Genomic DNA, 23116 nt, shown 5'->3' on the forward strand with positions numbered 1-23116 from the left:
GAGCGAGCCCGCAAGAAAATGACTGCCAGAACCCTCTACGACAAACACATCGATTCCCATACGGTGTGCGCCCTGGATGACCAGGGCCATGTCCTGCTTTATATAGACCGCCAAGTAATCAACGAATACACCAGCCCCCAGGCGTTCAGCGGCTTGCGCGAGGCCGGGCGCACGGTGTGGCGCCCCGGCACGGCGCTGGCGGTGGTCGACCATGTGAACCCCACCACTCCCACGCGGGTCGCGACCATGCCGGATGCCGGCGCGGCGCGACAGGTGGCCTACCTGGCGGAAAACTGCCGGGATTTCGGCATCGAACTGCTGGATGTCCTCGACAAGCGTCAAGGCATCGAACACGTGATTGCGCCGGAGCAGGGGTTTATCCTGCCCGGTATGGTGATTGCCGCCGGTGACAGCCACACCACCACCTACGGCGCCCTCGGCGCATTCGGCTTTGGCATCGGCACCTCGGAAATCGAGCATCTGCTGGCCACCCAGACCCTGGTCTACAAACGCTTGAAAACCCTGCTAGTGAGCGTCGATGGCAAGTTGGCGCCGGGCCTGACTTCCAAGGACGTGATCATGGCGCTGATCAGCCAGATCGGTGCATCCGGCGCCACCGGCTACGCCATCGAGTTCCGTGGCTCCACCATCGATGCCCTGAGTGTCGAAGCGCGCATGACCATCTGCAATATGGCCGTGGAGGCCGGCGCCCGCGGCGCGTTCATGGCGCCGGATGACAAGGTGTTCACCTACCTCAAGGGCAAGCCTCGCGCACCCCAGGGAGCGCTGTGGGGACAAGCCCTGCGTCAATGGCGCACGCTGCGCAGTGACGACGGCGCGATGTTTGACCGCGAAATCCAACTGGATGCCGCCACCCTGGAACCCATGGTCACCTGGGGCACCAGCCCCGACCAGGCCGCACCCATTGGCGCCCGCGTGCCCGATCCGCAGCACGTCAGCGACCTGATCCTACGCCAGGGCATGCGTCGCGCCCTCGATTACATGGGCCTGGAACCCGGCATGCCGCTTAGCGATATAGTCATCAGCCATGCATTTATCGGCTCTTGCACCAACGCGCGTATCGAAGACCTGCGCGACGCCGCCCGCGTGGTGCGCGGCAAACAGGTGGCCGAGCATGTACGGGCGATGATCGTACCGGGCTCCACGCAAGTCAGGGACCAGGCCGAAGCCGAAGGGCTGGCCGCGATCTTTATCGCCGCTGGTTTCGAATGGCGTCAGTCGGGCTGCTCGATGTGCCTGGCGATGAACGACGATGTACTGGCCCCCGGCGACCGCTGCGCTTCGAGTACCAATCGGAATTTCGAAGGCCGCCAAGGCGCGGGCGCACGCACTCACTTGATGAGCCCGGCGATGGTCGCCGCTGCCGCCATCACCGGCCGGCTCACCGATATCCGCGACCTGGGAGAGCGCCCATGAGCCTGCAACCCTTCACCCTGGTCACAGGCAAGGCCGCACCGATGCTGGCGGCCAATATCGATACCGACGTGATCATGCCCAAGCAGTTCCTCAAGGGCATCGATCGCGATGGCCTGGACCGTGGGCTGTTTTTTGACCTGCGTTTTTTGCCGTCCGGTGCGCCAGATCCCGAGTTTGTGCTTAATCAACCGGCCTGGCAGGGCGCGAACTTTATGGTAGTGGGGCCGAACTTCGGCTGTGGTTCCAGCCGCGAGCATGCGGTGTGGGGCCTGAAGCAAATGGGCATTCGCGCCTTGATCGGCAGCAGCTTCGCCGGAATTTTCCATGACAACTGCCAGCGCAACGGGCTGTTATTGATCACTCTGGAACAGACGGTGTTACACCGGCTTGCGCAAACCATCAGTCAAGCGGGTCAGGCGCAGATCACTATTGACCTTGAGGCCCAGCAGATTCGTCTGGCGGATGGCCAGTTGATCCCGTTCCAGATCGACACCTTGCGCAAGACGGCACTGTTACTCGGCCTGGATGCAATCGGGAGCACCTTACAGCGCAGCGAGCAGATCAAGGCATTTGAGCGCCAGCACCTGGCGACGAAGCCCTGGCTCGGTTGACACCGGGTGCCTTGTCGACTTAAGTGGGACCGACATGGGCGTCGGCTCACTCAAGGAAAGTTCGTAACATGGATGTGCTGAACGTTGATCATCAATCGACCCTGTCGACCCGCAACGCGCGCCTGATCATCTTCGCCCGTGGCGTGTCGGATTTCGGCGCATTCCTCAATATGGTGGCGTTGTCCACCTATGTGTACTGGCTCAGTGAGAGTGTGGTGTTTGTCAGCATCTTCCTCGCCTGCCGCGTCACCGGCGGGATAGTTGCCAGCCTGTTTGGCATTCCGTTTTTTCGTCGGTTTGCCGGGCGTGGGACGTTGGCAGGATTGGACTTGGCCCGGGCGCTGTTACTGACGCCGCTGCTGGTGTTGTTACCGGCCCATCAACTCACCCTTCTCCCCTTTATCGCCTTTGGTATCGGCCTGTGCAATTCGCTGTTTGCCATTGGCCTCAACAGTCAATTGCCCACTTGGGTCGCCCTTGAGCAACGGGTGAATACCAACGCATGGATCACCTCGGCGGCCGCCACTGGCGCGGTCTTCGGTAGTTTGCTCTCGGGCTTGCTGATCGCCACGGGCGGATTTGAAGCGGTGTTTGCCGTCAACATCGGTACCTATGTGATTGCCGCTTGCCTGGTCTTGCCGTTACGCGCGTTGTATAGCGTTGCTGTCACCGCCCATCGCGGGCTCGCCGCCGAATGGCACGAACTGACCAAGGGGCTGCGCGGTGCGCCTGTGCTGGCCGCGATGTTGCTGATCAGCATGCTCGACACCCTCGGCAGCGCGGCGCATAACGTCGGCTGGCCAGTGCTGTCGCAGTACATCTCGCCGGACACGGCCAAGACGGTCATGGGCTATCTGCTGGCCGTGTGGGCCTGTGGCAAGTTTGTTGGCGCGCGCATCGCCAGCGCGGTGTTGAAAGGCTGTGGCGCCCAAGGCATGGAGCGTTTGTTCATGCTCGGTGTGGCGTTGATGTCCAGTGGCTTTATCCTGACTTTCCAACAGACCGAACTGTGGCTGGCATTGTTGCTGGTGGTGTGGGCGGGCCTGGGCGACGGGTTGTCCGAGGTGGCATTGATCTCCCGTGCGCAAAGCGAGCCCGATAGCTTGCGCTTGCCGCTGTTCAGCCTCTTGACCTTGATCCAGATGGCCGGATTCGGCGTGGGCATGCTGGTGGTCGGACCGTTCTATGTGACGTGGACGCCAGCCCAGGTGATCGTGTTGTTTCATGGGCTGCCATTGACCGCGTTGGTGGTCATGACGATATGGTTGGGCTGCACCGCCCATCGGAGGGTCAGATCGACAAACCCTTGAAGTGCTCCTGTAGAAACTCCACACAGGCCCTCAGTTTGCCGGAGTAGGCCAGGCGTGTCGGGTACACCGCCCACACGTTGGCGCTCTGGGTGTAGTCGTGCAGCACCTGTACCAGTTGGCCTTGCTCCAGCAACGGCTTCACGTCCCACATAGAGCGCAGCAGTACACCGCGCCCGTCCAATGCCCACTGCAACACGATCTCGCCGTTGTTGGAGGACAGCGGCCCGCGAACGCGCACGCTGTGCGCTGTGCCGTCGCGCTCCAGGTTCCAGATGCCGAAGGCGTTATCGCGCTCCTTGATCACCAGGCAGTCATGATGCTCCAGGTCGCTCAATTGCCGGGGCGTGCCCCGGCGTTGCAGGTAGGACGGCGCGGCGCACAGCACTCGACGATTGCTCACCAGGCGTCGGCCGATGTGCTGGCCGGGGATGTCATCGCCCACCCGAATCTCCAGGTCGAAGCCTTCGCTGACGATATCCACCACGCGGTCGAACAGGTCCAGGCGGATGTCCAGTCCTGGGTATTTTTCCGCCAGCAATGACAGGGCCGGGGCCACATGATTGCGACCGAAGCCGAAGCTGCTGCACAAGTGCAGGTGCCCACGGGGGCTGTCATGGGCGTCGGACAGTTCCTCCGAGAGTTGCTGGAAGTCTTCGAGGATGCGCACGGCCCAACGCTGCACCCGTTCGCCGTCTTCGGTCAGGGCGATGCGTCGGCTGGTGCGGTGCAGCAGGCGCGTGGCCAGGGTGGTTTCGAGGATCTGGATACGCTTGCTGACATAGGCCGGGGACAAGCCCAGTTCGTCGGCGGCTGCGGCAAAGCCGGCCTTGCGGATCACGGTGAGCAATACCCGCAGGTCTTCGGGCAGGGGCACGGTGGCTTTTTTGTTCGTCATCGCCGGCAGGTGTGGGAGGGTGAGTCGCCAGGATAGCATCGGTTGGGGAGGCCGCTATGCGCGGGTAGCGGCCACGACGGGAGTCCACAGCTCATTTGGCTGCGCGAAGGAAGGGCAGGGCTTCACTCAGCAATAACTCCGGCGCCTCTTCGGCTATGTAGTGCCCGGCCGGTACCGCCTTGCCACGTACGTCGGTGGCGACTTTCTGCCACTCTTCTAAGGGGGCGAAACAGCGGCCGACGGTGCCGTCGGCGCCCCATATCACCAATAAAGGCAGATTCAGATGATGGCCGGCGTCGATGTCAGCCTGGTCATGTTCCAGGTCGATGCTCGCGGCAGCGCGGTAGTCCTCGCAGATACCGGTGGCGGTGCCGGGTAATGTCAGGCAGCGCAGGTACTCGGCGAAGGCTTCTTCGGTGAACGGCTTGAGTCCGGCGCTGCGGCTGCCCATGACGCTGTGCAGGTACAACTCGGGGTTGGCTTCGATCAGGGCTTCCGGCAACGGCGCCGGGCGGATCAGGAAGAACCAGTGCCAGTAGGCGCGGGCGAAGGCTTCATCGGTCTGGGCGTACATCGCCAGGGTTGGCGCGATATCCAGCAGCACCATGCGCTTTACGGCCTTGGGGTGATCCAGGGCCAGACGATGGGCGACGCGGGCGCCACGGTCGTGGGCCAGCACCGAAAACGCGTCGAAGCCCAGGGCCTGCATTAGTTCAACACCGTCCCGGGCCATTTGCCGTTTCGAATAATGGGTGTGGTGTTCGTCGGCCGGTGGCTTGCTGCTGTCGCCATAACCGCGCAGGTCGGCAGCCACCACGCTGAAGTGTTCGGCCAATTGCTCGGCGACTTTGTGCCAGATGACATGGGTTTGCGGGTGCCCGTGGAGCAAAAGCAGGCCGGGGCCTGTACCGCCTCTGCGGTAGTTGATGTCTACGCCGTTGACGTGGCACTGGTCTTTCTCAAAGCCGGCGAACATGGAGTGACTCCTTGTGATGATGACCTGCATCCTGGAATCACACGGCGGTTGGGGCAAGGGGAAAAGTGTGGGGGGGATGTTCATGAAGTGTGTAGAAGCCCGGCCATTCAAACAGAGGAGGTCCTATGTGGGAGGGGGCTTGCCCACGATAGCGGTCTGCCAGTTGAACATGCGCTGGCTGGCACACCGCCATTGGGACATTGGTATCTACACATTGGATCGTGTTGACTCGCTGCTTGCTCTTGCTCTTGCTCTTGCTCTTGCTCTTGCTCTTGCTCTGCTTTTGATCTTAGGCGCCCCGTTAAACCACGCTGGCCGGAATTCGCCATGGATTTGGGGGGTAAACCGGCAGGGATGCCGGTTTAGCCGCCCCGCGCCATGGATGGCGCGTGGCGGCGGCCCCCCAAATCCATGGCGAATTACGGGCACACCGAGCCTGGGCGAGGTGCCGAGTGGTGGGGCAAGAGCGTTTTGGTTACTTTTGCGCTTTTCAAAAGTGACCCGCTGTAAAAGCGGAACCCTAAGTGGCCGTTGCCCAAATAACGGATATGTACTCGGTCTGATCCAGCATCCTGGTCGGCTGTCAGGCCGCCATCGGGAGCAAGCTCCCTCCCACATTTGGATTGTAGAGTGTCAGTTAGATAGCGGTTGGCTGTCAGGCTCCAGGGAGAGCAAGCTTCTTCCCTGAAGGCCCCGCCAAAGTTGTGTAGATACCCATGGCCACTGGGGGCAAGCTCCTCCCAACTCCAATGTGCACTACGGTTTGAACATTTCCATGGCACGCTGGCGGATTTGCTCCTCGGTCAGGTCTTCCTTGTGTGTCGCCAGAAACCACAGGTGCCCGAACGGATCTTTCACACTCGCGGAGCGGTCGCCATAGAACTGGTCCTGTGGCGCAGACACTTCGATGGCGCCGGCCTCAATGGCTTGTTTGAACTGTGCATCCACATCGTTGACATACAGGTGCAAACCGACACTGGGGTGTGCATCCGGGTTGCGCAGGGCCGTTTCATCGCACGGCGTGCCCAGCATGATCACCGCTTCGCCAATCCGCAGTTCGGCGTGGCCGACTCTGCCGTCGGGCATATCCAGGCGCATGAACACTGTGGCGTCGAAGGCCTTCTGGTAGAACTCGATCGCCTTTGCGGCCTCGTTGATCCCCAGATAGGGGGTAATGCCGTGATAACCGTCGGGAATAGGTTTAACGCTCATAACGTTCTCCTTTATTGTGGTTATGGAGTGACAGCCTTTTCACTATAGGTCACGCCGCACCACCCCACCATTGATTGGGCCTACAGGTCGGAATCAAGGGTGGGCTCCAACAGCTGGGCACCGGGGCCGCGCTCACCCAACTGGTCGTCCTGGTTGCGCAACGGGCACGCCTGCATCGACAGGCATCCACAACCGATACAGCCATTAAGCTTGTCCCGCAGCAGCATCAGTTTGTTGATGCGCTCATCCAGGTCTTCACGCCACAACGCCGACAGGCGCTCCCAGTCGTGAGCGTTCGGTGTGCGCCCATCGGGCAGCGCCTGCAATGCTTCGCCAATGGTCGCCAGTGGAATGCCCAAGCGCTGGGCGATCTTGATAAGCACTACCCGCCGCAGTACGTCCCGTGGATAACGCCGTTGGTTGCCGGCATTACGATTGCTCTTGATCAGCCCTTTGGATTCGTAGAAGTGCAGGGCGGTGACCGCCACACCGCTGCGGGCCGCCAGCTGACCGACGCTGAGTTCCTTGTTGAGCATGCAAAACTCCCAGATAGTGCTTGACCTCGACTTAACTAGAGGTTTTACCCTGCGTGGCATCGAATCGCAAGATTCTGCCTACAAAGAAAGGGGCGTGTTCATGCAGGTATCAGAGAAAAATCGCAGCTTCGCTCAATTGATCGAGTTTCATATCGAGCCCCGTCAGCAATCCGCCTTGGTGGCAGCCTTGGCCACCCAGAGCGAGCGCCTGGCCGAAAGCCATGGCGGCTTTTTGAGTGCCAGCGTACAAGTCAGCGATGATGGTCGGCGGGTGCTCAATTACTTGCAATGGCAATCCCGCGAGGCCGGTGAGGCGGCCTTCAAGTGCTTTGAGCAGGGCGATGCGGATTTCTGGACGCTGATCCGCGCTCACCAGGCCACGGCCGTGACCTTCGGTTCGTTCCAGGTGCTGCGCAGTTTTGAGCGCAGCCAGGATGACGCGTTGCACTGCAGGCTAAATGGATAGATGCAGCATTCGCTCGCCTTGCAGGTTTTCCCCTGGCCGACGCTTGTTCACCGCCAACTCGCCGATCTTGATCAGGCGCGTGCGTATCACATTGCGGCTCAAGCCCAGCAGGTTGGCGGTGTGCACCTGGTTGTAATGGCTGAAGCGGTAAGCGGCGCGTAATAACGCGTCCTCAACCTTTTCATGCAGGGCGCCGGCCTGCTCCTCGAAGAGCTTTTGAAACGCCCGTGCCAGCAGGGCTTCGGCGCTGTTATCGAGGCCATGCCGGCTGTCGTCCTGGCGCTCGATGCGCAGGTTCGACAGGCGCAGGTCGTCGCGCTCGATCACGCCGTTGCGGCAGGTCAGCAGCGTGTGGTGAATCACATTTTCCAGCTCGCGAATATTGCCCGGCCAGCTGTAGCTACGGAGCTTGTGTTCGGCTTCGCGGCTGATGGTGACCAGGTCGTAGCCCAGGCGCCGGCTATAGGTTTCGATAAAGTGCCGGGTCAACGGCAGGATATCGCCGGGTCGCTCGCGCAGTGGGTTGAGCTCCAGGCTGACCACGTCCAGGCGGTAGTAGAGGTCTTCGCGGAAGTGCCCGGCGTTGATGGCCTTTTCCAGTTGCACGTTGGTGGCTGCCAGGACCCGCACATCGATTGGAATACTCTTGCGCGAACCCAGGCGCACCACTTCACGCTCCTGCAACACCCGCAGCAATTTGACCTGGATAGGCATCGGCAAGTCGCCGATTTCATCCAGAAACAAAGTGCCGCCTTCCGCTTCTTCGAACCAGCCGGCCTTGGCGCAGAGAGCCCCGGTAAACGCGCCTTTCTCGTGGCCGAACAGCTCGGCCTCCACCAGGGATCCAGAGAAGGCTCCGCAGTTCACCGCCACGAACGGCCGGTTTCGCCGTGCGCTGAGGTTGTGGATATGCCGCGCCACCAGCTCCTTGCCGGTGCCGGTCTCGCCGATGATCAGTACGCTGGCTTCGCTGGGCGCCACTTGCCGGATATGCTCGAGCAAGGCCTGGGATTTCGGGTCTTCGAAAACCTGGGCCGTGGCGCGGATCGACGTCGCGAGGGCGGGCGAGGGCGGGAGGGTCAAAAGCTGCATGGGCACCTCTGTTTGAAATGGAGCGTCGGAATCGGCATGGACTGGTTCATGGAGGTAGGTATAGAAGAATGTGGTTATTCCGTAAACGTAAGTATTTCTATATCTATAGGTCTTAAGTGAATAAGTAGAAGATGCTATCCGGTATGCCGTAACGGTTGATAGCGACTATCACGGACGGTGATTTTTCACCGCGAAGGGGCGGGAGTAGCCTGTGTTCATTGACTTGAAACTACCTTCGCAGGGCCTCCGCCATGAACCGTTTGCTCGCTGTTTCTTTTTTACTTGTCACCTCTGTCCTCGCAGGTTGTGCGTCCCAGCCGTCACCGGAGCTACGGCCTTATACCGCGGAAGAAGCCAGACAATTGGCCCTGGAAGCCCTGGGTCGCCGTGGTCTGTCGTTTGACGACTATCAACGCCAGCGCGCCGCGTTGCTTGGTCAGCCATCGCAACCCTTTGGCTTTGATCACCAAGGTGAAATGAACGCCGAGCGCAGCGTCGTGCTGCATGGTCGCCCCAGTTGAGCCCGCTTCCTGCGGCAAAAAGCCCGAGGCTTCCCACAAGGAACCTCGGGCTTTTTGTTTGCCATGGTGCTACCTCAGCCTGTTAAGCTGAATTTCAGGAGCGTTCCTACGCACATTTAAACCAAGTGGTCCTTCTCTAATGGCACTCGATCAGTTAAACCTGACGACCTCTGTTCTGGTCGATGCCTCCTGAGACGCTGCTCTCGGGAATACGCTCTGCGAGTTTTTAACGTCATGAATAAACGTCCGTTGTATTTCGACTATGCCGCCACCACACCGGTGGATGAGCGGGTTATCCAGGTGATGGTCGAGTGTCTGGGCTTCAATGCCAATTTCGGTAACCCTGCGTCCAGTTCCCATGCGTTCGGCCAGGCGGCTCGGCATACGGTTGAACAGGCGCGTCGCCAGGTCGCTGAGTTGGTCGGCGCCGAGCCCGAGCAGATCGTCTGGACCTCCGGTGCTACAGAATCCAACAACCTGGCGCTCAAGGGCGTGGCCCAGGCCCGTGGTGTGACGGGCGGGCACATCATCACCAGCCAGATTGAGCACAAGGCCACGCTGGACACCGCGCGGCAATTGCAGGACGCCGGCGTGGCAGTGACATACCTGGTGCCGGATGCGCACGGCTTGATCAGCGTCGATGCCGTCAGCGAAGCCCTGCGCGAGGACACCTTCCTGGTCTCGCTGATGCTCGTCAATAACGAACTGGGCACCCTGAATGACATCCCAGCCATCGGCGCCCGTGTGCGTGAGCATGGCGCTTTGTTGCATGTGGATGCGGCGCAAGGGGCGGGCAAGGTGGCCATTGATCTGGCCCTGTGGCCGGTGGACTTGATGTCGTTCTCAGCGCACAAGCTGTACGGCCCCAAGGGTATCGGCGCGTTATACGTCGGGCCTCGGGCACAGCAGAGGGTATTGGCGCAGATTCACGGTGGTGGTCATGAAGGGGGCTTGCGTTCCGGCACCCTGGCGACCCATCAGATTGCGGGTATGGGCACAGCATTCGCCTTGGCGGCGGCGTCCTTCGCTGATGAGAAGGCCACGATTGTTGCGCTGCGCCAGCGCCTGCTGGACCAACTGGCGTCAGTCGCCGGCCTGCGTCTCAATGGCAGCCCCACCCAGCGTATTCCACATACCCTCAGCCTGACGTTCAGCGAAGGCGAATTCAATTCCGCCGCACTGAGCGCGGGCGTTGCCTTTTCCGCGACTTCCGCGTGCAATTCTGCAAGCAACGCGCCGTCCCATGTGCTCCTGGCCTTGGGGCATGATGCTCGCAGCGCCGGACGCACTATCCGTTTGAGCCTGGGCCGGTTTACCACCGAACAGGACATCGACGAAGCGGCACGGCTGATCAAGGCCGCACTGGCCAGCGCGCCGGCGTTTTGGACGGTCTGATTTATCATTTGCAGTACATAACAATTATTAGTGGTTAGCAGGAGACACAATGAGTACGCAGCCTTTGACCCATGGAACGGTTCCCCAGCGCCTGGCGCATACCCGTGAACTGATGCGCCGCGAGGGCATTCATGCCCTGCTGGTGCCATCGGCCGACCCGCACTTGTCCGAATACTTGCCGGGTTACTGGCAAGGGCGCCAATGGTTGTCAGGGTTTCATGGTTCGGTGGGGACACTGATCGTCACGGCGGATTTCGCCGGGGTCTGGGCTGATAGCCGCTACTGGGAGCAGGCGACCAAGGAACTCAAGGGCAGCGGTATCGAGTTGGTCAAACTGCAACCGGGCCAACCTGGGCCGCTGGAGTGGCTGGCCGAGCAAACCCCGGAAGGCGGGGTGGTGGCCGTGGATGGCGCGGTCATGGCCGTGGCCTCGGCGCGTACCCTGGGCAGCAAGCTGGCCGAGCGCGGTGCCCGCTTGCGTACCGATATCGACCTGCTCAACGAAGTCTGGCAAGACCGCCCGGCGCTGCCGAACCAGCCGATCTACCAGCATCTGCCGCCCCAAGCCACCGTCAGCCGTGGCGAGAAACTTGCCGCATTGCGCGCCAGCTTGAAAGAAAAGGGCGCGGATTGGCATTTCATCGCGACCCTGGATGACATCGCCTGGTTATTCAACCTGCGCGGCGGTGATGTGTCGTTCAATCCGGTGTTTGTGTCCTTTGCGTTGATCAATCAACAGCAGGCCACCTTGTTTGTGGCGCTGGGCAAGGTCGATGCCGAACTGAGGGCCGTGCTTGAGCAGGATGGCGTGACCTTGCGCGACTACAGCGACGTGGCCGATGCACTGCGTGCCGTGCCGTCGGGTGCAAGCATGCAGGTGGACCCCGCACGCGTGACGGCTGGCTTGCTGGAAAACCTCGACGCTGGCGTCAAGCTGGTGGAAGGTCTGAATCCGACCACGCTTGCCAAATCCCGCAAGAGCCTGGCGGACGCGGAGCATATCCGCCAGGCGATGGAGCAGGATGGCGCGGCATTGTGCGAATTTTTCGCCTGGCTCGACAGTGCCCTGGGCCGCGAGCGCATTACCGAACTGACTATCGACGAACACCTGACCGCTGCGCGTACCCGTCGCCCTGGCTATGTGTCGCTGAGCTTCAACACCATTGCCGCGTTCAACGCCAATGGCGCCATGCCGCACTACCACGCCACCGAAGAAGAGCACGCGCTGATCGAAGGGGATGGCTTGTTGTTGATCGACTCGGGTGGCCAATACCTGGGCGGGACCACCGACATCACGCGGATGGTGCCCATCGGTACGCCGAGTGCAGAGCAGAAACGCGATTGCACACGGGTGCTCAAGGGTGTGATTGCCCTGTCCCGTGCGCACTTCCCCAAAGGCATTCTGTCACCGTTGCTGGACGCCATTGCCCGTGCGCCGATCTGGGCCGAAGGGGTGGACTACGGCCACGGCACAGGTCATGGCGTAGGTTATTTCCTCAATGTGCATGAGGGCCCGCAGGTCATTGCCTACCAAGCCGTTGCTGCGCCACAAACGGCGATGCAGCCGGGGATGATTACTTCGATTGAACCAGGTACTTATCGTCCCGGCCGTTGGGGCGTGCGTATTGAAAACCTGGTACTGAACCGTGAAGCGGGCAAGACCGAGTTTGGCGAATTCCTCAAGTTCGAAACCCTGACCTTGTGCCCGATTGATACCCGTTGCCTGGAGCCGTCGCTGCTGACGGCGGACGAGCGCGAGTGGTTCAACGCGTACCACGCCCAAGTGCGTGAGCGCTTGAGCCCGTTGCTCAGTGGTGCGGCGCTCGAGTGGCTGCAGGTGCGCACTGTGGCTATTTGATTTGTTGCAGTCGGCGCGTGTCGGCTGCAAGCGAAATCTAGCTGAGGGCTTCGCGCACAAAGTCCAGTCGGTCCTGGCCAAAGAACAGCTGGTTGCCGACAAAAAAACTGGGAGCACCGAACACGCCGCGTTTAACGGCTTGTTCGGTGTTGTCCTTGAGGGTGTTCTTGACGGCTTCGTCATTGGACAGGGCCAGTACTTGCCCTGGATCGAACCCCTGTTCGCTGAGTACGCTGGCCACCACCTCGGGATCGCCCAGGTGACGGCCTTCTACCCAGAGCGCACGGAACAGGCAATCGATAAAGCCGAGGAAGCGCTCAGGCTGGTGGATTTGCATGCCGGTGATTGCGCGCATCAGTACCAGGGTATTGATGGGGAAGTGGGGGTTGAACCTAAGTGTCACGTTGTAGCGTTTGGCGTACCGCGCCAGGTCATCCAGCATATAGCGCCCCTTGGCCGGCACCATGATCGGTGAGGCATTGCCAGTGGCTTTGAATACGCCGCCCAACAGCATCGGGCGATACACCAGCTGTGCGCCGGTTTCGGCGCAGAGAGCCGGTAGCTGGGTGTAGGCCAGGTAAGTGGCAGGGCTGCCCAGATCGAAGAAAAACTCCAGGGTTTTACTCATGGTCGATACTCGCTGCTTATTGTTATAGGGGCGTGCTACCAGGGTTCGTTCCAGGGGCGCAGATCCAGTTCGAACGTCCACGCGTCACGTGGCTGGCTATGCAGGTACCAGTAGTTGTCGGCAATGTGGTCTGGGTTGAGAATGCCGTCCTGGTCCTTGAGGGCGTATTTTTGCGGGAAGTTCTCGCGAATGAAGTCGGTATCGATGGCCCCGTCGACCACTACATGGGCGACGTGGATGCCCATCGGGCCTAATTCCCGCGCCATGCTTTGGGCGAGGGCGCGGATACCGTGCTTTGCACCGGCGAACGCGGCAAACCCTGACGCTCCGCGCAAGCCCGCAGTCGCGCCGGTGAAAAGGAGGGTGCCGCGGTTACGGGTGACCATGCGCTTGGCAACTTCACGTGCGTTCAAGAAACCGGAAAAACACGCCATTTCCCAGATTTTGAAATATTTGCGTGGGGTTTCTTCCAGAATGCTGCAAGGCACGTTGGCGCCGATGTTGAAGACAAACGCTTCAATAGGCCCCAGTTCGGTCTCGATTTGCTCGACCAGTGCAACAACGTCTTCTTCTTTGCGTGCGTCACAGGCAAATCCGTGGGCCTCACCGCCTGCCGATTGGATACTGTCTACCAGGGGTTGCAGTTTGTCGGCGCTGCGCCGGGTAACGCAGGCAATGTAGCCTTCGCGGGCAAAGCGCTTGGCGATGGCGCCACCGGTTGCGTCACCTGCACCGACTACCAATACGATTTTCTTGTTATGCGTCATGGGAACTCCATTGACTCGATGATCGAGCAGGAGTTTAGCCGCCGTGTCGCAAAAGGCATTTGGAATGTGGCGGGAATTTGAGACGAGCAGCCAAGAGAGGCTGCTCGGTAGCTATTTACAGATGACGATCATACTGCGGCTGGTATAGCCGGCGGGATTGAGGCCGAAGGGATAGTCCCCAGGCTCCTCGGAGTTGTCGCCGGACTTGGCAATCACTCGATAACCCTTGGCGCCGCATGAATTGGCTGCACTGGTGTAGCACTGGTCCCAGGAGGAGGACAGGCCAGAACAGTTGATGTGCAGCCCTTTTTTGCCTCGTTTCACTTCTGTTTTTGTGGTTGCAGCACAGCCAGCGATGCCCACAACCAGCAACAGTATCAAAATTCGTTTCATTCCCATCCTTAATAACCGCTCTGCAGAAGAACAGAGCCGCTTACTCGCTCTCGAGCGTAGTGTTCATGCTGTCCGTGTCGAAACTCTCCATGAATGACATTCGGTTACGGCTTAAACATGGCCTAAATGAGCGGCAAATACCAGAGCTGGTGTTAAAGAGGGTCAGTCGGCGGGCACCAGCGGTTTTGATTCGTTGCGCATTGTCAAAGTGGCGCCCACGGAAGCCAGGATAATGCAGGTAATCGCCAGCCACTGGGCGAGGGATAGGTGCTCATGCAGGAAGAACAGGCCGGAGAGCGCGCCGAACGCCGGTTCGATACTCATCAGCGTACCGAACGTGCGTGCGGGCAGGCGAGTCAGTGCGACCATCTCCAACGTGTAGGGCAAGACCGTCGACAGAATCGCAACGCCAATGGCAATAGGGATCAGGGCGGGCGTCAGCAATGCGGCGCCGGCATGCACGATGCCGATCGGCGCTACGAACAGGGCTGCAATCATTACGCCGAGGGCGGCGGTCTGGACACCGTTGTCATTCCCCGCCTTTTGGCCAAACAGGATATAGAGCGCCCAGCATACGCCTGCGCCCAGCGCGTAAGCGGCCCCAACCCAGTCGATACCGCTGCTGGCCTCGTCCATCGGGATCAGCAGGAGCAGGCCGATGATCGCGAGGGCAATCCAGAGGAAGTCGACTGCCCGCCGCGACGCATAGATCGCGACGGCGAGCGGGCCTGTGAATTCCAGTGCTACGGCAATTCCCAGGGGCACGGTGCGCAGGGACATATAGAAGAGGAAGTTCATGCCACCCAGCGCCATTCCGTAGATGATCACTGTGCGCAGGGACTTTGCTGTCAGCTTGGCGCGCCATGGGCGTAACAGAAGCAGCATGATCACGCTGGCGAAGATCAAGCGCAGGGTAGTGGTGCCTTGCGCGCCGACAATAGGAAACATGCTTTTGGCCAGTGAGGCACCGGATTGGATGGAGGCCATGGCGATCAACAGCAGGCCGACGGGAAACAGTGCGCAGGCCAGGCCGCGGGGAGGAGTGGTCATTGGAGGTGTTCTTCCGAAGTCATAGTCGATGAGCAGATGTCGCTATGATGCTTAACTGTTCAGTGATGAGCAATATATTGCTCAATTTGCCGTTTAAGTCTTTCTATATAGAAGGATTATGGGGTTCGCAGCTGTATTGATAGAAAACCTGAATTAAGCCTTGACGGCAAATTCTGAAAGCCTATAATTCGCCCCACTTCCGGCGCAGTCGAAACTGAAAACTCCTTGGTAAACAATGAGTTATGAAGTTTTCGGCAGCAAGTTGCTTCAGGTCATCGAAGCCAAAAGGAAGTTGAAAAAGAGGTGTTGACAGCAGCGTGTAACGCTGTAGAATTCGCCTCCCGCTGATGAGAGATCAGAAGCGCAAGTGGTTGAAGTTGTTGAAGAAATCTTCGAAAGCTTCTGAAAATAATCACTTGACAGCAAATGAGGCTGCTGTAGAATGCGCGCCTCGGTTGAGACGAAAGCTCTTAACCAACCGCTCTTTAACAACTGAATCAAGCAATTCGTGTGGGTGCTTGTGGAGTCAGACTGATAGTCAACAAGATTATCAGCATCACAAGTTACTCCGCGAGAAATCAAAGATGTAACCAACGATTGCTGAGCCAAGTTTAGGGTTTCTTAAAAACCCAAAGATGTTTGAACTGAAGAGTTTGATCATGGCTCAGATTGAACGCTGGCGGCAGGCCTAACACATGCAAGTCGAGCGGTAGAGAGAAGCTTGCTTCTCTTGAGAGCGGCGGACGGGTGAGTAATGCCTAGGAATCTGCCTGGTAGTGGGGGATAACGTTCGGAAACGGACGCTAATACCGCATACGTCCTACGGGAGAAAGCAGGGGACCTTCGGGCCTTGCGCTATCAGATGAGCCTAGGTCGGATTAGCTAGTTGGTGGGGTAATGGCTCACCAAGGCGACGATCCGTAACTGGTCTGAGAGGATGATCAGTCACACTGGAACTGAGACACGGTCCAGACTCCTACGGGAGGCAGCAGTGGGGAATATTGGACAATGGGCGAAAGCCTGATCCAGCCATGCCGCGTGTGTGAAGAAGGTCTTCGGATTGTAAAGCACTTTAAGTTGGGAGGAAGGGTTGTAGATTAATACTCTGCAATTTTGACGTTACCGACAGAATAAGCACCGGCTAACTCTGTGCCAGCAGCCGCGGTAATACAGAGGGTGCAAGCGTTAATCGGAATTACTGGGCGTAAAGCGCGCGTAGGTGGTTTGTTAAGTTGGATGTGAAATCCCCGGGCTCAACCTGGGAACTGCATTCAAAACTGACTGACTAGAGTATGGTAGAGGGTGGTGGAATTTCCTGTGTAGCGGTGAAATGCGTAGATATAGGAAGGAACACCAGTGGCGAAGGCGACCACCTGGACTGATACTGACACTGAGGTGCGAAAGCGTGGGGAGCAAACAGGATTAGATACCCTGGTAGTCCACGCCGTAAACGATGTCAACTAGCCGTTGGGAGCCTTGAGCTCTTAGTGGCGCAGCTAACGCATTAAGTTGACCGCCTGGGGAGTACGGCCGCAAGGTTAAAACTCAAATGAATTGACGGGGGCCCGCACAAGCGGTGGAGCATGTGGTTTAATTCGAAGCAACGCGAAGAACCTTACCAGGCCTTGACATCCAATGAACTTTCTAGAGATAGATTGGTGCCTTCGGGAACATTGAGACAGGTGCTGCATGGCTGTCGTCAGCTCGTGTCGTGAGATGTTGGGTTAAGTCCCGTAACGAGCGCAACCCTTGTCCTTAGTTACCAGCACGTTATGGTGGGCACTCTAAGGAGACTGCCGGTGACAAACCGGAGGAAGGTGGGGATGACGTCAAGTCATCATGGCCCTTACGGCCTGGGCTACACACGTGCTACAATGGTCGGTACAGAGGGTTGCCAAGCCGCGAGGTGGAGCTAATCCCAGAAAACCGATCGTAGTCCGGATCGCAGTCTGCAACTCGACTGCGTGAAGTCGGAATCGCTAGTAATCGCGAATCAGAATGTCGCGGTGAATACGTTCCCGGGCCTTGTACACACCGCCCGTCACACCATGGGAGTGGGTTGCACCAGAAGTAGCTAGTCTAACCTTCGGGAGGACGGTTACCACGGTGTGATTCATGACTGGGGTGAAGTCGTAACAAGGTAGCCGTAGGGGAACCTGCGGCTGGATCACCTCCTTAATCGACGACATCAGCTGCTCCATAAGTTCCCACACGAATTGCTTGATTCATTGAAGAAGACGATAAAGAAGCAGCCCGAAATTGGGTCTGTAGCTCAGTTGGTTAGAGCGCACCCCTGATAAGGGTGAGGTCGGCAGTTCGAATCTGCCCAGACCCACCAATTTTGTGTGGGAAACGCCTGTAGAAATACGGGGCCATAGCTCAGCTGGGAGAGCGCCTGCCTTGCACGCAGGAGGTCAACGGTTCGATCCCGTTTGGCTCCACCACTACTGCTTCTGTTTGTATAAAGCTTAGAAATGAGCATTCCATCGTTGTGATGGTGAATGTTGATTTCTAGTCTTTGACTAGTTCGTTCTTTAAAAATTTGGGTATGTGATAGAAAGATAGACTGAACGTTACTTTCACTGGTAACGGATCAGGCTAAGGTAAAATTTGTGAGTTCTCTTAATTGAGAAATTCGAATTTTCGGCGAATGTTGTCTTCACAGTATAACCAGATTGCTTGGGGTTATATGGTCAAGTGAAGAAGCGCATACGGTGGATGCCTTGGCAGTCAGAGGCGATGAAAGACGTGGTAGCCTGCGAAAAGCTTCGGGGAGTCGGCAAACAGACTTTGATCCGGAGATGTCTGAATGGGGGAACCCAGCCATCATAAGATGGTTATCTTGTACTGAATACATAGGTGCAAGAGGCGAACCAGGGGAACTGAAACATCTAAGTACCCTGAGGAAAAGAAATCAACCGAGATTCCCTTAGTAGTGGCGAGCGAACGGGGACTAGCCCTTAAGTGGCTTTGAGATTAGCGGAACGCTCTGGAAAGTGCGGCCATAGTGGGTGATAGCCCTGTACGCGAAAATCTCTTAGTCATGAAATCGAGTAGGACGGAGCACGAGAAACTTTGTCTGAATATGGGGGGACCATCCTCCAAGGCTAAATACTACTGACTGACCGATAGTGAACTAGTACCGTGAGGGAAAGGCGAAAAGAACCCCGGAGAGGGGAGTGAAATAGATCCTGAAACCGTATGCGTACAAGCAGTGGGAGCCCACTTTGTTGGGTGACTGCGTACCTTTTGTATAATGGGTCAGCGACTTATTTTCAGTGGCGAGCTTAACCGAATAGGGGAGGCGTAGCGAAAGCGAGTCTTAATAGGGCGTCTAGTCGCTGGGAATAGACCCGAAACCGGGCGATCTATCCATGGGCAGGTTGAAGGTTGGGTAACACTAACTGGAGGACCGAACCGACTACCGTTGAAAAGTTAGCGGATGACCTGTGGATCGGAGTGAAAGGCTAATCAAGCTCGGAGATAGCTGGTTCTCCTCGAAAGCTATTTAGGTAGCGCCTCATGTATCACTGTAGGGGGTAGAGCACTGTTTCGGCTAGGGGGTCATCCCGACTTACCAAACCGATGCAAACTCCGAATACCTACAAGTGCCGAGCATGGGAGACACACGGCGGGTGCTAACGTCCGTCGTGAAAAGGGAAACAACCCAGACCGTCAGCTAAGGTCCCAAAGTTATGGTTAAGTGGGAAACGATGTGGGAAGGCTTAGACAGCTAGGAGGTTGGCTTAGAAGCAGCCACCCTTTAAAGAAAGCGTAATAGCTCACTAGTCGAGTCGGCCTGCGCGGAAGATGTAACGGGGCTCAAACCATACACCGAAGCTACGGGTATCACGTAAGTGATGCGGTAGAGGAGCGTTCTGTAAGCCTGTGAAGGTGAGTTGAGAAGCTTGCTGGAGGTATCAGAAGTGCGAATGCTGACATGAGTAACGACAATGGGTGTGAAAAACACCCACGCCGAAAGACCAAGGTTTCCTGCGCAACGTTAATCGACGCAGGGTTAGTCGGTCCCTAAGGCGAGGCTGAAAAGCGTAGTCGATGGAAAACAGGTTAATATTCCTGTACTTCTGGTTATTGCGATGGAGGGACGGAGAAGGCTAGGCCAGCTTGGCGTTGGTTGTCCAAGTTTAAGGTGGTAGGCTGGAATCTTAGGTAAATCCGGGATTCTAAGGCCGAGAGCTGATGACGAGTCATCTTTTAGATGACGAAGTGGTTGATGCCATGCTTCCAAGAAAAGCTTCTAAGCTTCAGGTAACCAGGAACCGTACCCCAAACCGACACAGGTGGTTGGGTAGAGAATACCAAGGCGCTTGAGAGAACTCGGGTGAAGGAACTAGGCAAAATGGCACCGTAACTTCGGGAGAAGGTGCGCCGGTGAGGGTGAAGGACTTGCTCCGTAAGCTCATGCCGGTCGAAGATACCAGGCCGCTGCGACTGTTTATTAAAAACACAGCACTCTGCAAACACGAAAGTGGACGTATAGGGTGTGACGCCTGCCCGGTGCCGGAAGGTTAATTGATGGGGTTAGCTAACGCGAAGCTCTTGATCGAAGCCCCGGTAAACGGCGGCCGTAACTATAACGGTCCTAAGGTAGCGAAATTCCTTGTCGGGTAAGTTCCGACCTGCACGAATGGCGTAACGATGGCGGCGCTGTCTCCACCCGAGACTCAGTGAAATTGAAATCGCTGTGAAGATGCAGTGTATCCGCGGCTAGACGGAAAGACCCCGTGAACCTTTACTATAGCTTTGCACTGGACTTTGAATTTGCTTGTGTAGGATAGGTGGGAGGCTTTGAAGCGTGGACGCCAGTCTGCGTGGAGCCAACCTTGAAATACCACCCTGGCAACTTTGAGGTTCTAACTCAGGTCCGTTATCCGGATCGAGGACAGTGTATGGTGGGTAGTTTGACTGGGGCGGTCTCCTCCTAAAGAGTAACGGAGGAGTACGAAGGTGCGCTCAGACCGGTCGGAAATCGGTCGTAGAGTATAAAGGCAAAAGCGCGCTTGACTGCGAGACAGACACGTCGAGCAGGTACGAAAGTAGGTCTTAGTGATCCGGTGGTTCTGTATGGAAGGGCCATCGCTCAACGGATAAAAGGTACTCCGGGGATAACAGGCTGATACCGCCCAAGAGTTCATATCGACGGCGGTGTTTGGCACCTCGATGTCGGCTCATCACATCCTGGGGCTGAAGCCGGTCCCAAGGGTATGGCTGTTCGCCATTTAAAGTGGTACGCGAGCTGGGTTTAGAACGTCGTGAGACAGTTCGGTCCCTATCTGCCGTGGACGTTTGAGATTTGAGAGGGGCTGCTCCTAGTACGAGAGGACCGGAGTGGACGAACCTCTGGTGTTCCGGTTGTCACGCCAGTGGCATTGCCGGGTAGCTATGTTCGGAATAGATAACCGCTGAAAGCATCTAAGCGGGAAACTAGCCTCAAGATGAGATCTCACTGGGACCTTGAGTCCCCTGAAGGGCCGTCGAAGACTACGACGTTGATAGGTTGGGTGTGTAAGCGCTGTGAGGCGTTGAGCTAACCAATACTAATTGCCCGTGAGGCTTGACCATATAACACCCAAGCAATTTGACTACTCTAACGAGCATCAGATTGCGGTGTGTGAAGACGCAATGAACCGAAAGTTCGACGCTCACAAAGCACCGACCGCTGTCACATACCCAATTTGCTGAAGCGAGGCCAGCTGGCCACGACTCAGTACCCGAATTTCTTGACGACCATAGAGCATTGGAACCACCTGATCCCATCCCGAACTCAGTAGTGAAACGATGCATCGCCGATGGTAGTGTGGGGTTTCCCCATGTGAGAGTAGGTCATCGTCAAGATTAAATTCCGAAACCCCAATTGCGAAAGCAGTTGGGGTTTTGTTTTGGGCGCTCGAAAAGTGTCACAGTCTTCAGCGCTCCCTTCATTAAATAACCTGCCGTTGAGGCAAATCGATACAAAGTGTTTCTGCATTTTTGGTATGGTGCAGCACATTTTCACAAGGATTGATCTTTATCCGCAGGAGGCGGCGTCGACCTTTTTCAACGAGATGCTGTAGAAATGCCTGAACCTATACCTATCAAAGATCATGAAAAAGAAAACCGCCTGGTCAACAAGCGCTTGCTCGCCTGTGCGCTGTTGGTGATTGGGATTACCTGTGCCCTGGTAGGGCGCATGTATTTCCTGCAGGTGGTGCAGTACGACTATCACTCCACGATTTCCGAAAACAACCGGGTCCACGTACTGCCCATCACCCCGACTCGCGGCTTGATCTATGACCGCAATGGCGTAGTGCTGGCCGACAACCGTCCGAGTTACAACCTGACCATCACCCGCGAGCGCACCACCGACCTCAAGGGCGAGCTGGATGCAATCGTCAATATGCTGCACCTGCCTGCCGAAGACCGTGCCGTATTTGATAAAGCGCTCAAGCAGGCTCGTCATCCATTTGTTCCCGTCACCTTGTTCTATGAGTTGACCGAAGAACAAATCGCCGTGTTGGCCGTCAACGAGTTCCGTCTACCTGGCGTGGACGTCGAGCCTCAATTCGTCCGCCACTACCCACTGGGCGCGCACTTTGCGCACTCCATTGGCTACGTCGGTCGCATTAACGAAAAAGAATCCAAGACCCTCGATTCCGTGGAGTACCGGGGTACCCAATCCATCGGCAAGACCGGGATCGAGCGCTTCTACGAGTCCGAACTACACGGCCACGTCGGTTACGAAGAGGTCGAGACTAATGCCCAGGGCCGCGTATTGCGGGTGCTCAAGCACACTGACCCGATCCCAGGCAAAAACATCGTCCTGAGCCTCGACGTCAAGCTGCAGGAGGCCGCCGAAGAAGCTTTGGGCGATCGTCGTGGTTCGGTGGTGGCCCTGGATCCGCAAACCGGTGAAGTACTGGCGATGGTCAGCAAGCCGAGTTTCGACCCTAACCTGTTCGTCACTGGCATCAGTTTCAAGGAATACGCTGCGCTGCACGATTCCATCGACCGCCCACTGTTCAACCGCGTACTGCGTGGGCTCTATGCGCCGGGTTCCACCATCAAGCCGGAAGTGGCCATCGCCGGCCTCGACAGTGGTGTTGTCACCCCACAAACCCGGGTGTTCGACCCTGGTTATTACCAGCTGCCCGACTTCGATCACAAATACCGCAACTGGAATCACAGCGGCGACGGCTGGGTGGACATGGACGCGGCCATCATGCGTTCCAACGACACTTACTTCTACGACCTGGCCCACAAGCTGGGCATCGACCGCCTGCACGATTATCTCGCCGAGTTTGGCCTCGGTCAGAAAGTATCCCTGGACATGTTCGAAGAGTCTGCCGGCCTGATGCCTTCCCAGGCCTGGAAGCGTGCGACCCGTCGCCAGCCATGGTTTCCAGGCGAAACGGTGATCCTCGGTATCGGCCAGGGCTATATGCAGGTGACGCCGCTGCAATTGGCCCAGGCCACCGCATTGATCGCCAACAAAGGTGTCTGGAACCGGCCACATCTGGCCAAGACCATCAATGGCATCCCACCCGTGGATGAAAACCCAATGCCTAACGTGGTCCTCAAGGATCCGCGTGATTGGGAGCAGGTCAACCACGGCATGCAATTGGTGATGCACGATCCTCGCGGTATTGCCCGGGCCGCAGCGCAAGGTGCCCAATATCGCATCGCCGGCAAGAGTGGTACCGCCCAGGTAGTGGCGATCAAGCAGGGTGAGCGCTACAACCGCAACAAGACGTTGGAGCGCCATCGCGATAACGCCTTGTTCGTCGGCTTCGCGCCGGCCGAACATCCGAAAATCGTGATTTCAGTCATGATCGAAAACGGTGAGGCCGGCGGCCGTGTGGCCGGGCCCGTGGTGCGGCAGATCATGGACGCTTGGCTGCTCGACCAGGAAGGTCATCTCAAACCGCAATATGCGACACCCGCCAAGGCGCCAGGCGACCCACGCGTCTGA

17 protein-coding genes, 2 tRNA genes and 3 rRNA genes are annotated in these 23116 nt (G+C 57.7%); 13 read left to right on the plus strand and 9 right to left on the minus strand.

The window, feature by feature from the left end:
- Nucleotides 1-18: 18 nt before the first annotated feature.
- The 3 genes from leuC (at nucleotide 19) to QYQ93_RS10365 (ending at nucleotide 3358) form a co-directional block, all read left to right on the plus strand.
- A complete protein-coding gene (gene leuC, locus QYQ93_RS10355) occupies nucleotides 19-1437 on the plus strand; it encodes a 3-isopropylmalate dehydratase large subunit (protein ID WP_043050336.1) in 1419 nt (472 codons plus the stop codon).
- Nucleotides 1434-2048, plus strand: a complete 615-nt coding sequence (gene leuD, locus QYQ93_RS10360) for a 3-isopropylmalate dehydratase small subunit (RefSeq protein WP_043050329.1) — start codon at nucleotides 1434-1436, stop codon at nucleotides 2046-2048. Before leuC ends, leuD begins: the two co-directional genes overlap by 4 nt.
- Nucleotides 2049-2116: 68 nt before the next feature.
- A complete protein-coding gene (locus tag QYQ93_RS10365) occupies nucleotides 2117-3358 on the plus strand; it encodes an MFS transporter (RefSeq protein WP_043050330.1) in 1242 nt (413 codons plus the stop codon).
- On the opposite strand, the gene QYQ93_RS10370 is transcribed toward QYQ93_RS10365, so the two are convergent.
- From QYQ93_RS10370 to soxR, 4 genes are all read right to left on the minus strand, one after another.
- The gene (locus QYQ93_RS10370; protein WP_124421704.1) at nucleotides 3339-4253 is read right to left on the minus strand and encodes a LysR substrate-binding domain-containing protein; all 915 of its coding nucleotides are present in this window, start codon (nucleotides 4251-4253) and stop codon (nucleotides 3339-3341) included. The two genes, QYQ93_RS10365 and QYQ93_RS10370, sit on opposite strands and share 20 nt — an antisense overlap.
- 91 nt (nucleotides 4254-4344) lie before the next feature.
- Complete coding sequence (locus QYQ93_RS10375; protein ID WP_043050332.1) at nucleotides 4345-5229, minus strand: alpha/beta fold hydrolase; 885 nt, start codon at nucleotides 5227-5229, stop codon at nucleotides 4345-4347.
- A 756-nt stretch (nucleotides 5230-5985) separates the two neighbouring features.
- Nucleotides 5986-6441 carry a VOC family protein gene (locus tag QYQ93_RS10380; protein ID WP_043051736.1) on the minus strand — a complete coding sequence of 152 codons (456 nt, stop codon included), beginning with the start codon at nucleotides 6439-6441 and terminating at the stop codon, nucleotides 5986-5988.
- Nucleotides 6442-6521: 80 nt separating this feature from the next.
- On the minus strand, nucleotides 6522-6977 hold the full coding sequence (gene soxR, locus QYQ93_RS10385) for a redox-sensitive transcriptional activator SoxR (protein WP_043051737.1): 456 nt from the start codon (nucleotides 6975-6977) through the stop codon (nucleotides 6522-6524).
- A gap of 100 nt (nucleotides 6978-7077) precedes the next feature.
- Between soxR and QYQ93_RS10390 the strand changes: the two genes are divergently transcribed.
- Complete coding sequence (locus QYQ93_RS10390; RefSeq protein WP_043051745.1) at nucleotides 7078-7443, plus strand: antibiotic biosynthesis monooxygenase; 366 nt, start codon at nucleotides 7078-7080, stop codon at nucleotides 7441-7443.
- On the opposite strand, the gene QYQ93_RS10395 is transcribed toward QYQ93_RS10390, so the two are convergent.
- The gene (locus QYQ93_RS10395; RefSeq protein WP_043051738.1) at nucleotides 7432-8535 is read right to left on the minus strand and encodes a sigma-54 interaction domain-containing protein; all 1104 of its coding nucleotides are present in this window, start codon (nucleotides 8533-8535) and stop codon (nucleotides 7432-7434) included. The two genes, QYQ93_RS10390 and QYQ93_RS10395, sit on opposite strands and share 12 nt — an antisense overlap.
- Before the next feature lie 251 nt (nucleotides 8536-8786).
- Between QYQ93_RS10395 and QYQ93_RS10400 the strand changes: the two genes are divergently transcribed.
- From QYQ93_RS10400 to QYQ93_RS10410, 3 genes are all read left to right on the plus strand, one after another.
- Entirely contained in the window at nucleotides 8787-9056 is a 270-nt protein-coding gene (locus tag QYQ93_RS10400) for a hypothetical protein (protein WP_043051739.1), read from the plus strand.
- A gap of 234 nt (nucleotides 9057-9290) precedes the next feature.
- Entirely contained in the window at nucleotides 9291-10451 is a 1161-nt protein-coding gene (locus QYQ93_RS10405) for a cysteine desulfurase family protein (RefSeq protein WP_043051740.1), read from the plus strand.
- 49 nt (nucleotides 10452-10500) lie between these two features.
- Complete coding sequence (locus QYQ93_RS10410; RefSeq protein ID WP_043051741.1) at nucleotides 10501-12309, plus strand: aminopeptidase P family protein; 1809 nt, start codon at nucleotides 10501-10503, stop codon at nucleotides 12307-12309.
- A 37-nt stretch (nucleotides 12310-12346) separates the two neighbouring features.
- Here QYQ93_RS10410 and QYQ93_RS10415 read toward each other — a convergent pair whose 3' ends face one another.
- From QYQ93_RS10415 to rhtA, 4 genes are all read right to left on the minus strand, one after another.
- Complete coding sequence (locus QYQ93_RS10415) at nucleotides 12347-12937, minus strand: 2-hydroxychromene-2-carboxylate isomerase (protein ID WP_338476857.1); 591 nt, start codon at nucleotides 12935-12937, stop codon at nucleotides 12347-12349.
- 35 nt (nucleotides 12938-12972) lie between these two features.
- Nucleotides 12973-13704 carry an SDR family oxidoreductase gene (locus QYQ93_RS10420; RefSeq protein ID WP_043051743.1) on the minus strand — a complete coding sequence of 244 codons (732 nt, stop codon included), beginning with the start codon at nucleotides 13702-13704 and terminating at the stop codon, nucleotides 12973-12975.
- Between the two features lie 111 nt (nucleotides 13705-13815).
- On the minus strand, nucleotides 13816-14097 hold the full coding sequence (locus QYQ93_RS10425) for a hypothetical protein (protein ID WP_003190182.1): 282 nt from the start codon (nucleotides 14095-14097) through the stop codon (nucleotides 13816-13818).
- A 162-nt stretch (nucleotides 14098-14259) separates the two neighbouring features.
- Nucleotides 14260-15147 carry a threonine/homoserine exporter RhtA gene (gene rhtA / locus QYQ93_RS10430; RefSeq protein WP_338476858.1) on the minus strand — a complete coding sequence of 296 codons (888 nt, stop codon included), beginning with the start codon at nucleotides 15145-15147 and terminating at the stop codon, nucleotides 14260-14262.
- A gap of 641 nt (nucleotides 15148-15788) precedes the next feature.
- On the opposite strand from rhtA, the gene QYQ93_RS10435 reads away from it, so the two are divergent.
- The 6 genes from QYQ93_RS10435 to mrdA all read left to right on the plus strand — a co-directional run bounded on the left by QYQ93_RS10435 (nucleotide 15789) and on the right by mrdA (nucleotide 23116).
- Nucleotides 15789-17325, plus strand: a 16S ribosomal RNA gene (locus tag QYQ93_RS10435).
- 83 nt (nucleotides 17326-17408) lie between these two features.
- Nucleotides 17409-17485 (plus strand) — tRNA-Ile (locus tag QYQ93_RS10440).
- Nucleotides 17486-17515: 30 nt separating this feature from the next.
- Nucleotides 17516-17591, plus strand: a tRNA-Ala gene (locus tag QYQ93_RS10445).
- A gap of 247 nt (nucleotides 17592-17838) precedes the next feature.
- Nucleotides 17839-20730, plus strand: a 23S ribosomal RNA gene (locus QYQ93_RS10450).
- A 157-nt stretch (nucleotides 20731-20887) separates the two neighbouring features.
- A 5S ribosomal RNA gene (gene rrf / locus QYQ93_RS10455) occupies nucleotides 20888-21003 on the plus strand.
- Together the 16S, 23S and 5S rRNA genes with 2 tRNA genes alongside form the textbook arrangement of a ribosomal RNA operon.
- 220 nt (nucleotides 21004-21223) lie before the next feature.
- Nucleotides 21224-23116: a penicillin-binding protein 2 gene (mrdA, locus tag QYQ93_RS10460; RefSeq protein WP_338476859.1), complete on the plus strand. Its 1893-nt coding sequence runs from the start codon at nucleotides 21224-21226 to the stop codon at nucleotides 23114-23116.

It is taken from the genome of Pseudomonas khavaziana (assembly GCF_036704165.1).
GTDB lineage: Bacteria > Pseudomonadota > Gammaproteobacteria > Pseudomonadales > Pseudomonadaceae > Aquipseudomonas > Aquipseudomonas khavaziana.

Excerpts from the sequence above, each read along its gene's own strand:
- rhtA (WP_338476858.1), bottom strand. The coding sequence starts at position 15,147 with ATGACCACTCCTCCCCGCGGCCTGGCCTGCGCACTGTTTCCCGTCGGC.
- QYQ93_RS10410 (WP_043051741.1), top strand. The coding sequence starts at position 10,501 with ATGAGTACGCAGCCTTTGACCCATGGAACGGTTCCCCAGCGCCTGGCG.
- QYQ93_RS10425 (WP_003190182.1), bottom strand. The coding sequence starts at position 14,097 with ATGAAACGAATTTTGATACTGTTGCTGGTTGTGGGCATCGCTGGCTGT.
- QYQ93_RS10405 (WP_043051740.1), top strand. The coding sequence starts at position 9,291 with ATGAATAAACGTCCGTTGTATTTCGACTATGCCGCCACCACACCGGTG.
- QYQ93_RS10370 (WP_124421704.1), bottom strand. The coding sequence starts at position 4,253 with ATGACGAACAAAAAAGCCACCGTGCCCCTGCCCGAAGACCTGCGGGTA.
- QYQ93_RS10375 (WP_043050332.1), bottom strand. The coding sequence starts at position 5,229 with ATGTTCGCCGGCTTTGAGAAAGACCAGTGCCACGTCAACGGCGTAGAC.
- QYQ93_RS10365 (WP_043050330.1), top strand. The coding sequence starts at position 2,117 with ATGGATGTGCTGAACGTTGATCATCAATCGACCCTGTCGACCCGCAAC.
- leuD (WP_043050329.1), top strand. The coding sequence starts at position 1,434 with ATGAGCCTGCAACCCTTCACCCTGGTCACAGGCAAGGCCGCACCGATG.
- QYQ93_RS10380 (WP_043051736.1), bottom strand. The coding sequence starts at position 6,441 with ATGAGCGTTAAACCTATTCCCGACGGTTATCACGGCATTACCCCCTAT.
- QYQ93_RS10395 (WP_043051738.1), bottom strand. The coding sequence starts at position 8,535 with ATGCAGCTTTTGACCCTCCCGCCCTCGCCCGCCCTCGCGACGTCGATC.
- QYQ93_RS10415 (WP_338476857.1), bottom strand. The coding sequence starts at position 12,937 with ATGAGTAAAACCCTGGAGTTTTTCTTCGATCTGGGCAGCCCTGCCACT.
- soxR (WP_043051737.1), bottom strand. The coding sequence starts at position 6,977 with ATGCTCAACAAGGAACTCAGCGTCGGTCAGCTGGCGGCCCGCAGCGGT.
- mrdA (WP_338476859.1), top strand. The coding sequence starts at position 21,224 with ATGCCTGAACCTATACCTATCAAAGATCATGAAAAAGAAAACCGCCTG.
- QYQ93_RS10390 (WP_043051745.1), top strand. The coding sequence starts at position 7,078 with ATGCAGGTATCAGAGAAAAATCGCAGCTTCGCTCAATTGATCGAGTTT.
- leuC (WP_043050336.1), top strand. The coding sequence starts at position 19 with ATGACTGCCAGAACCCTCTACGACAAACACATCGATTCCCATACGGTG.
- QYQ93_RS10400 (WP_043051739.1), top strand. The coding sequence starts at position 8,787 with ATGAACCGTTTGCTCGCTGTTTCTTTTTTACTTGTCACCTCTGTCCTC.
- QYQ93_RS10420 (WP_043051743.1), bottom strand. The coding sequence starts at position 13,704 with ATGACGCATAACAAGAAAATCGTATTGGTAGTCGGTGCAGGTGACGCA.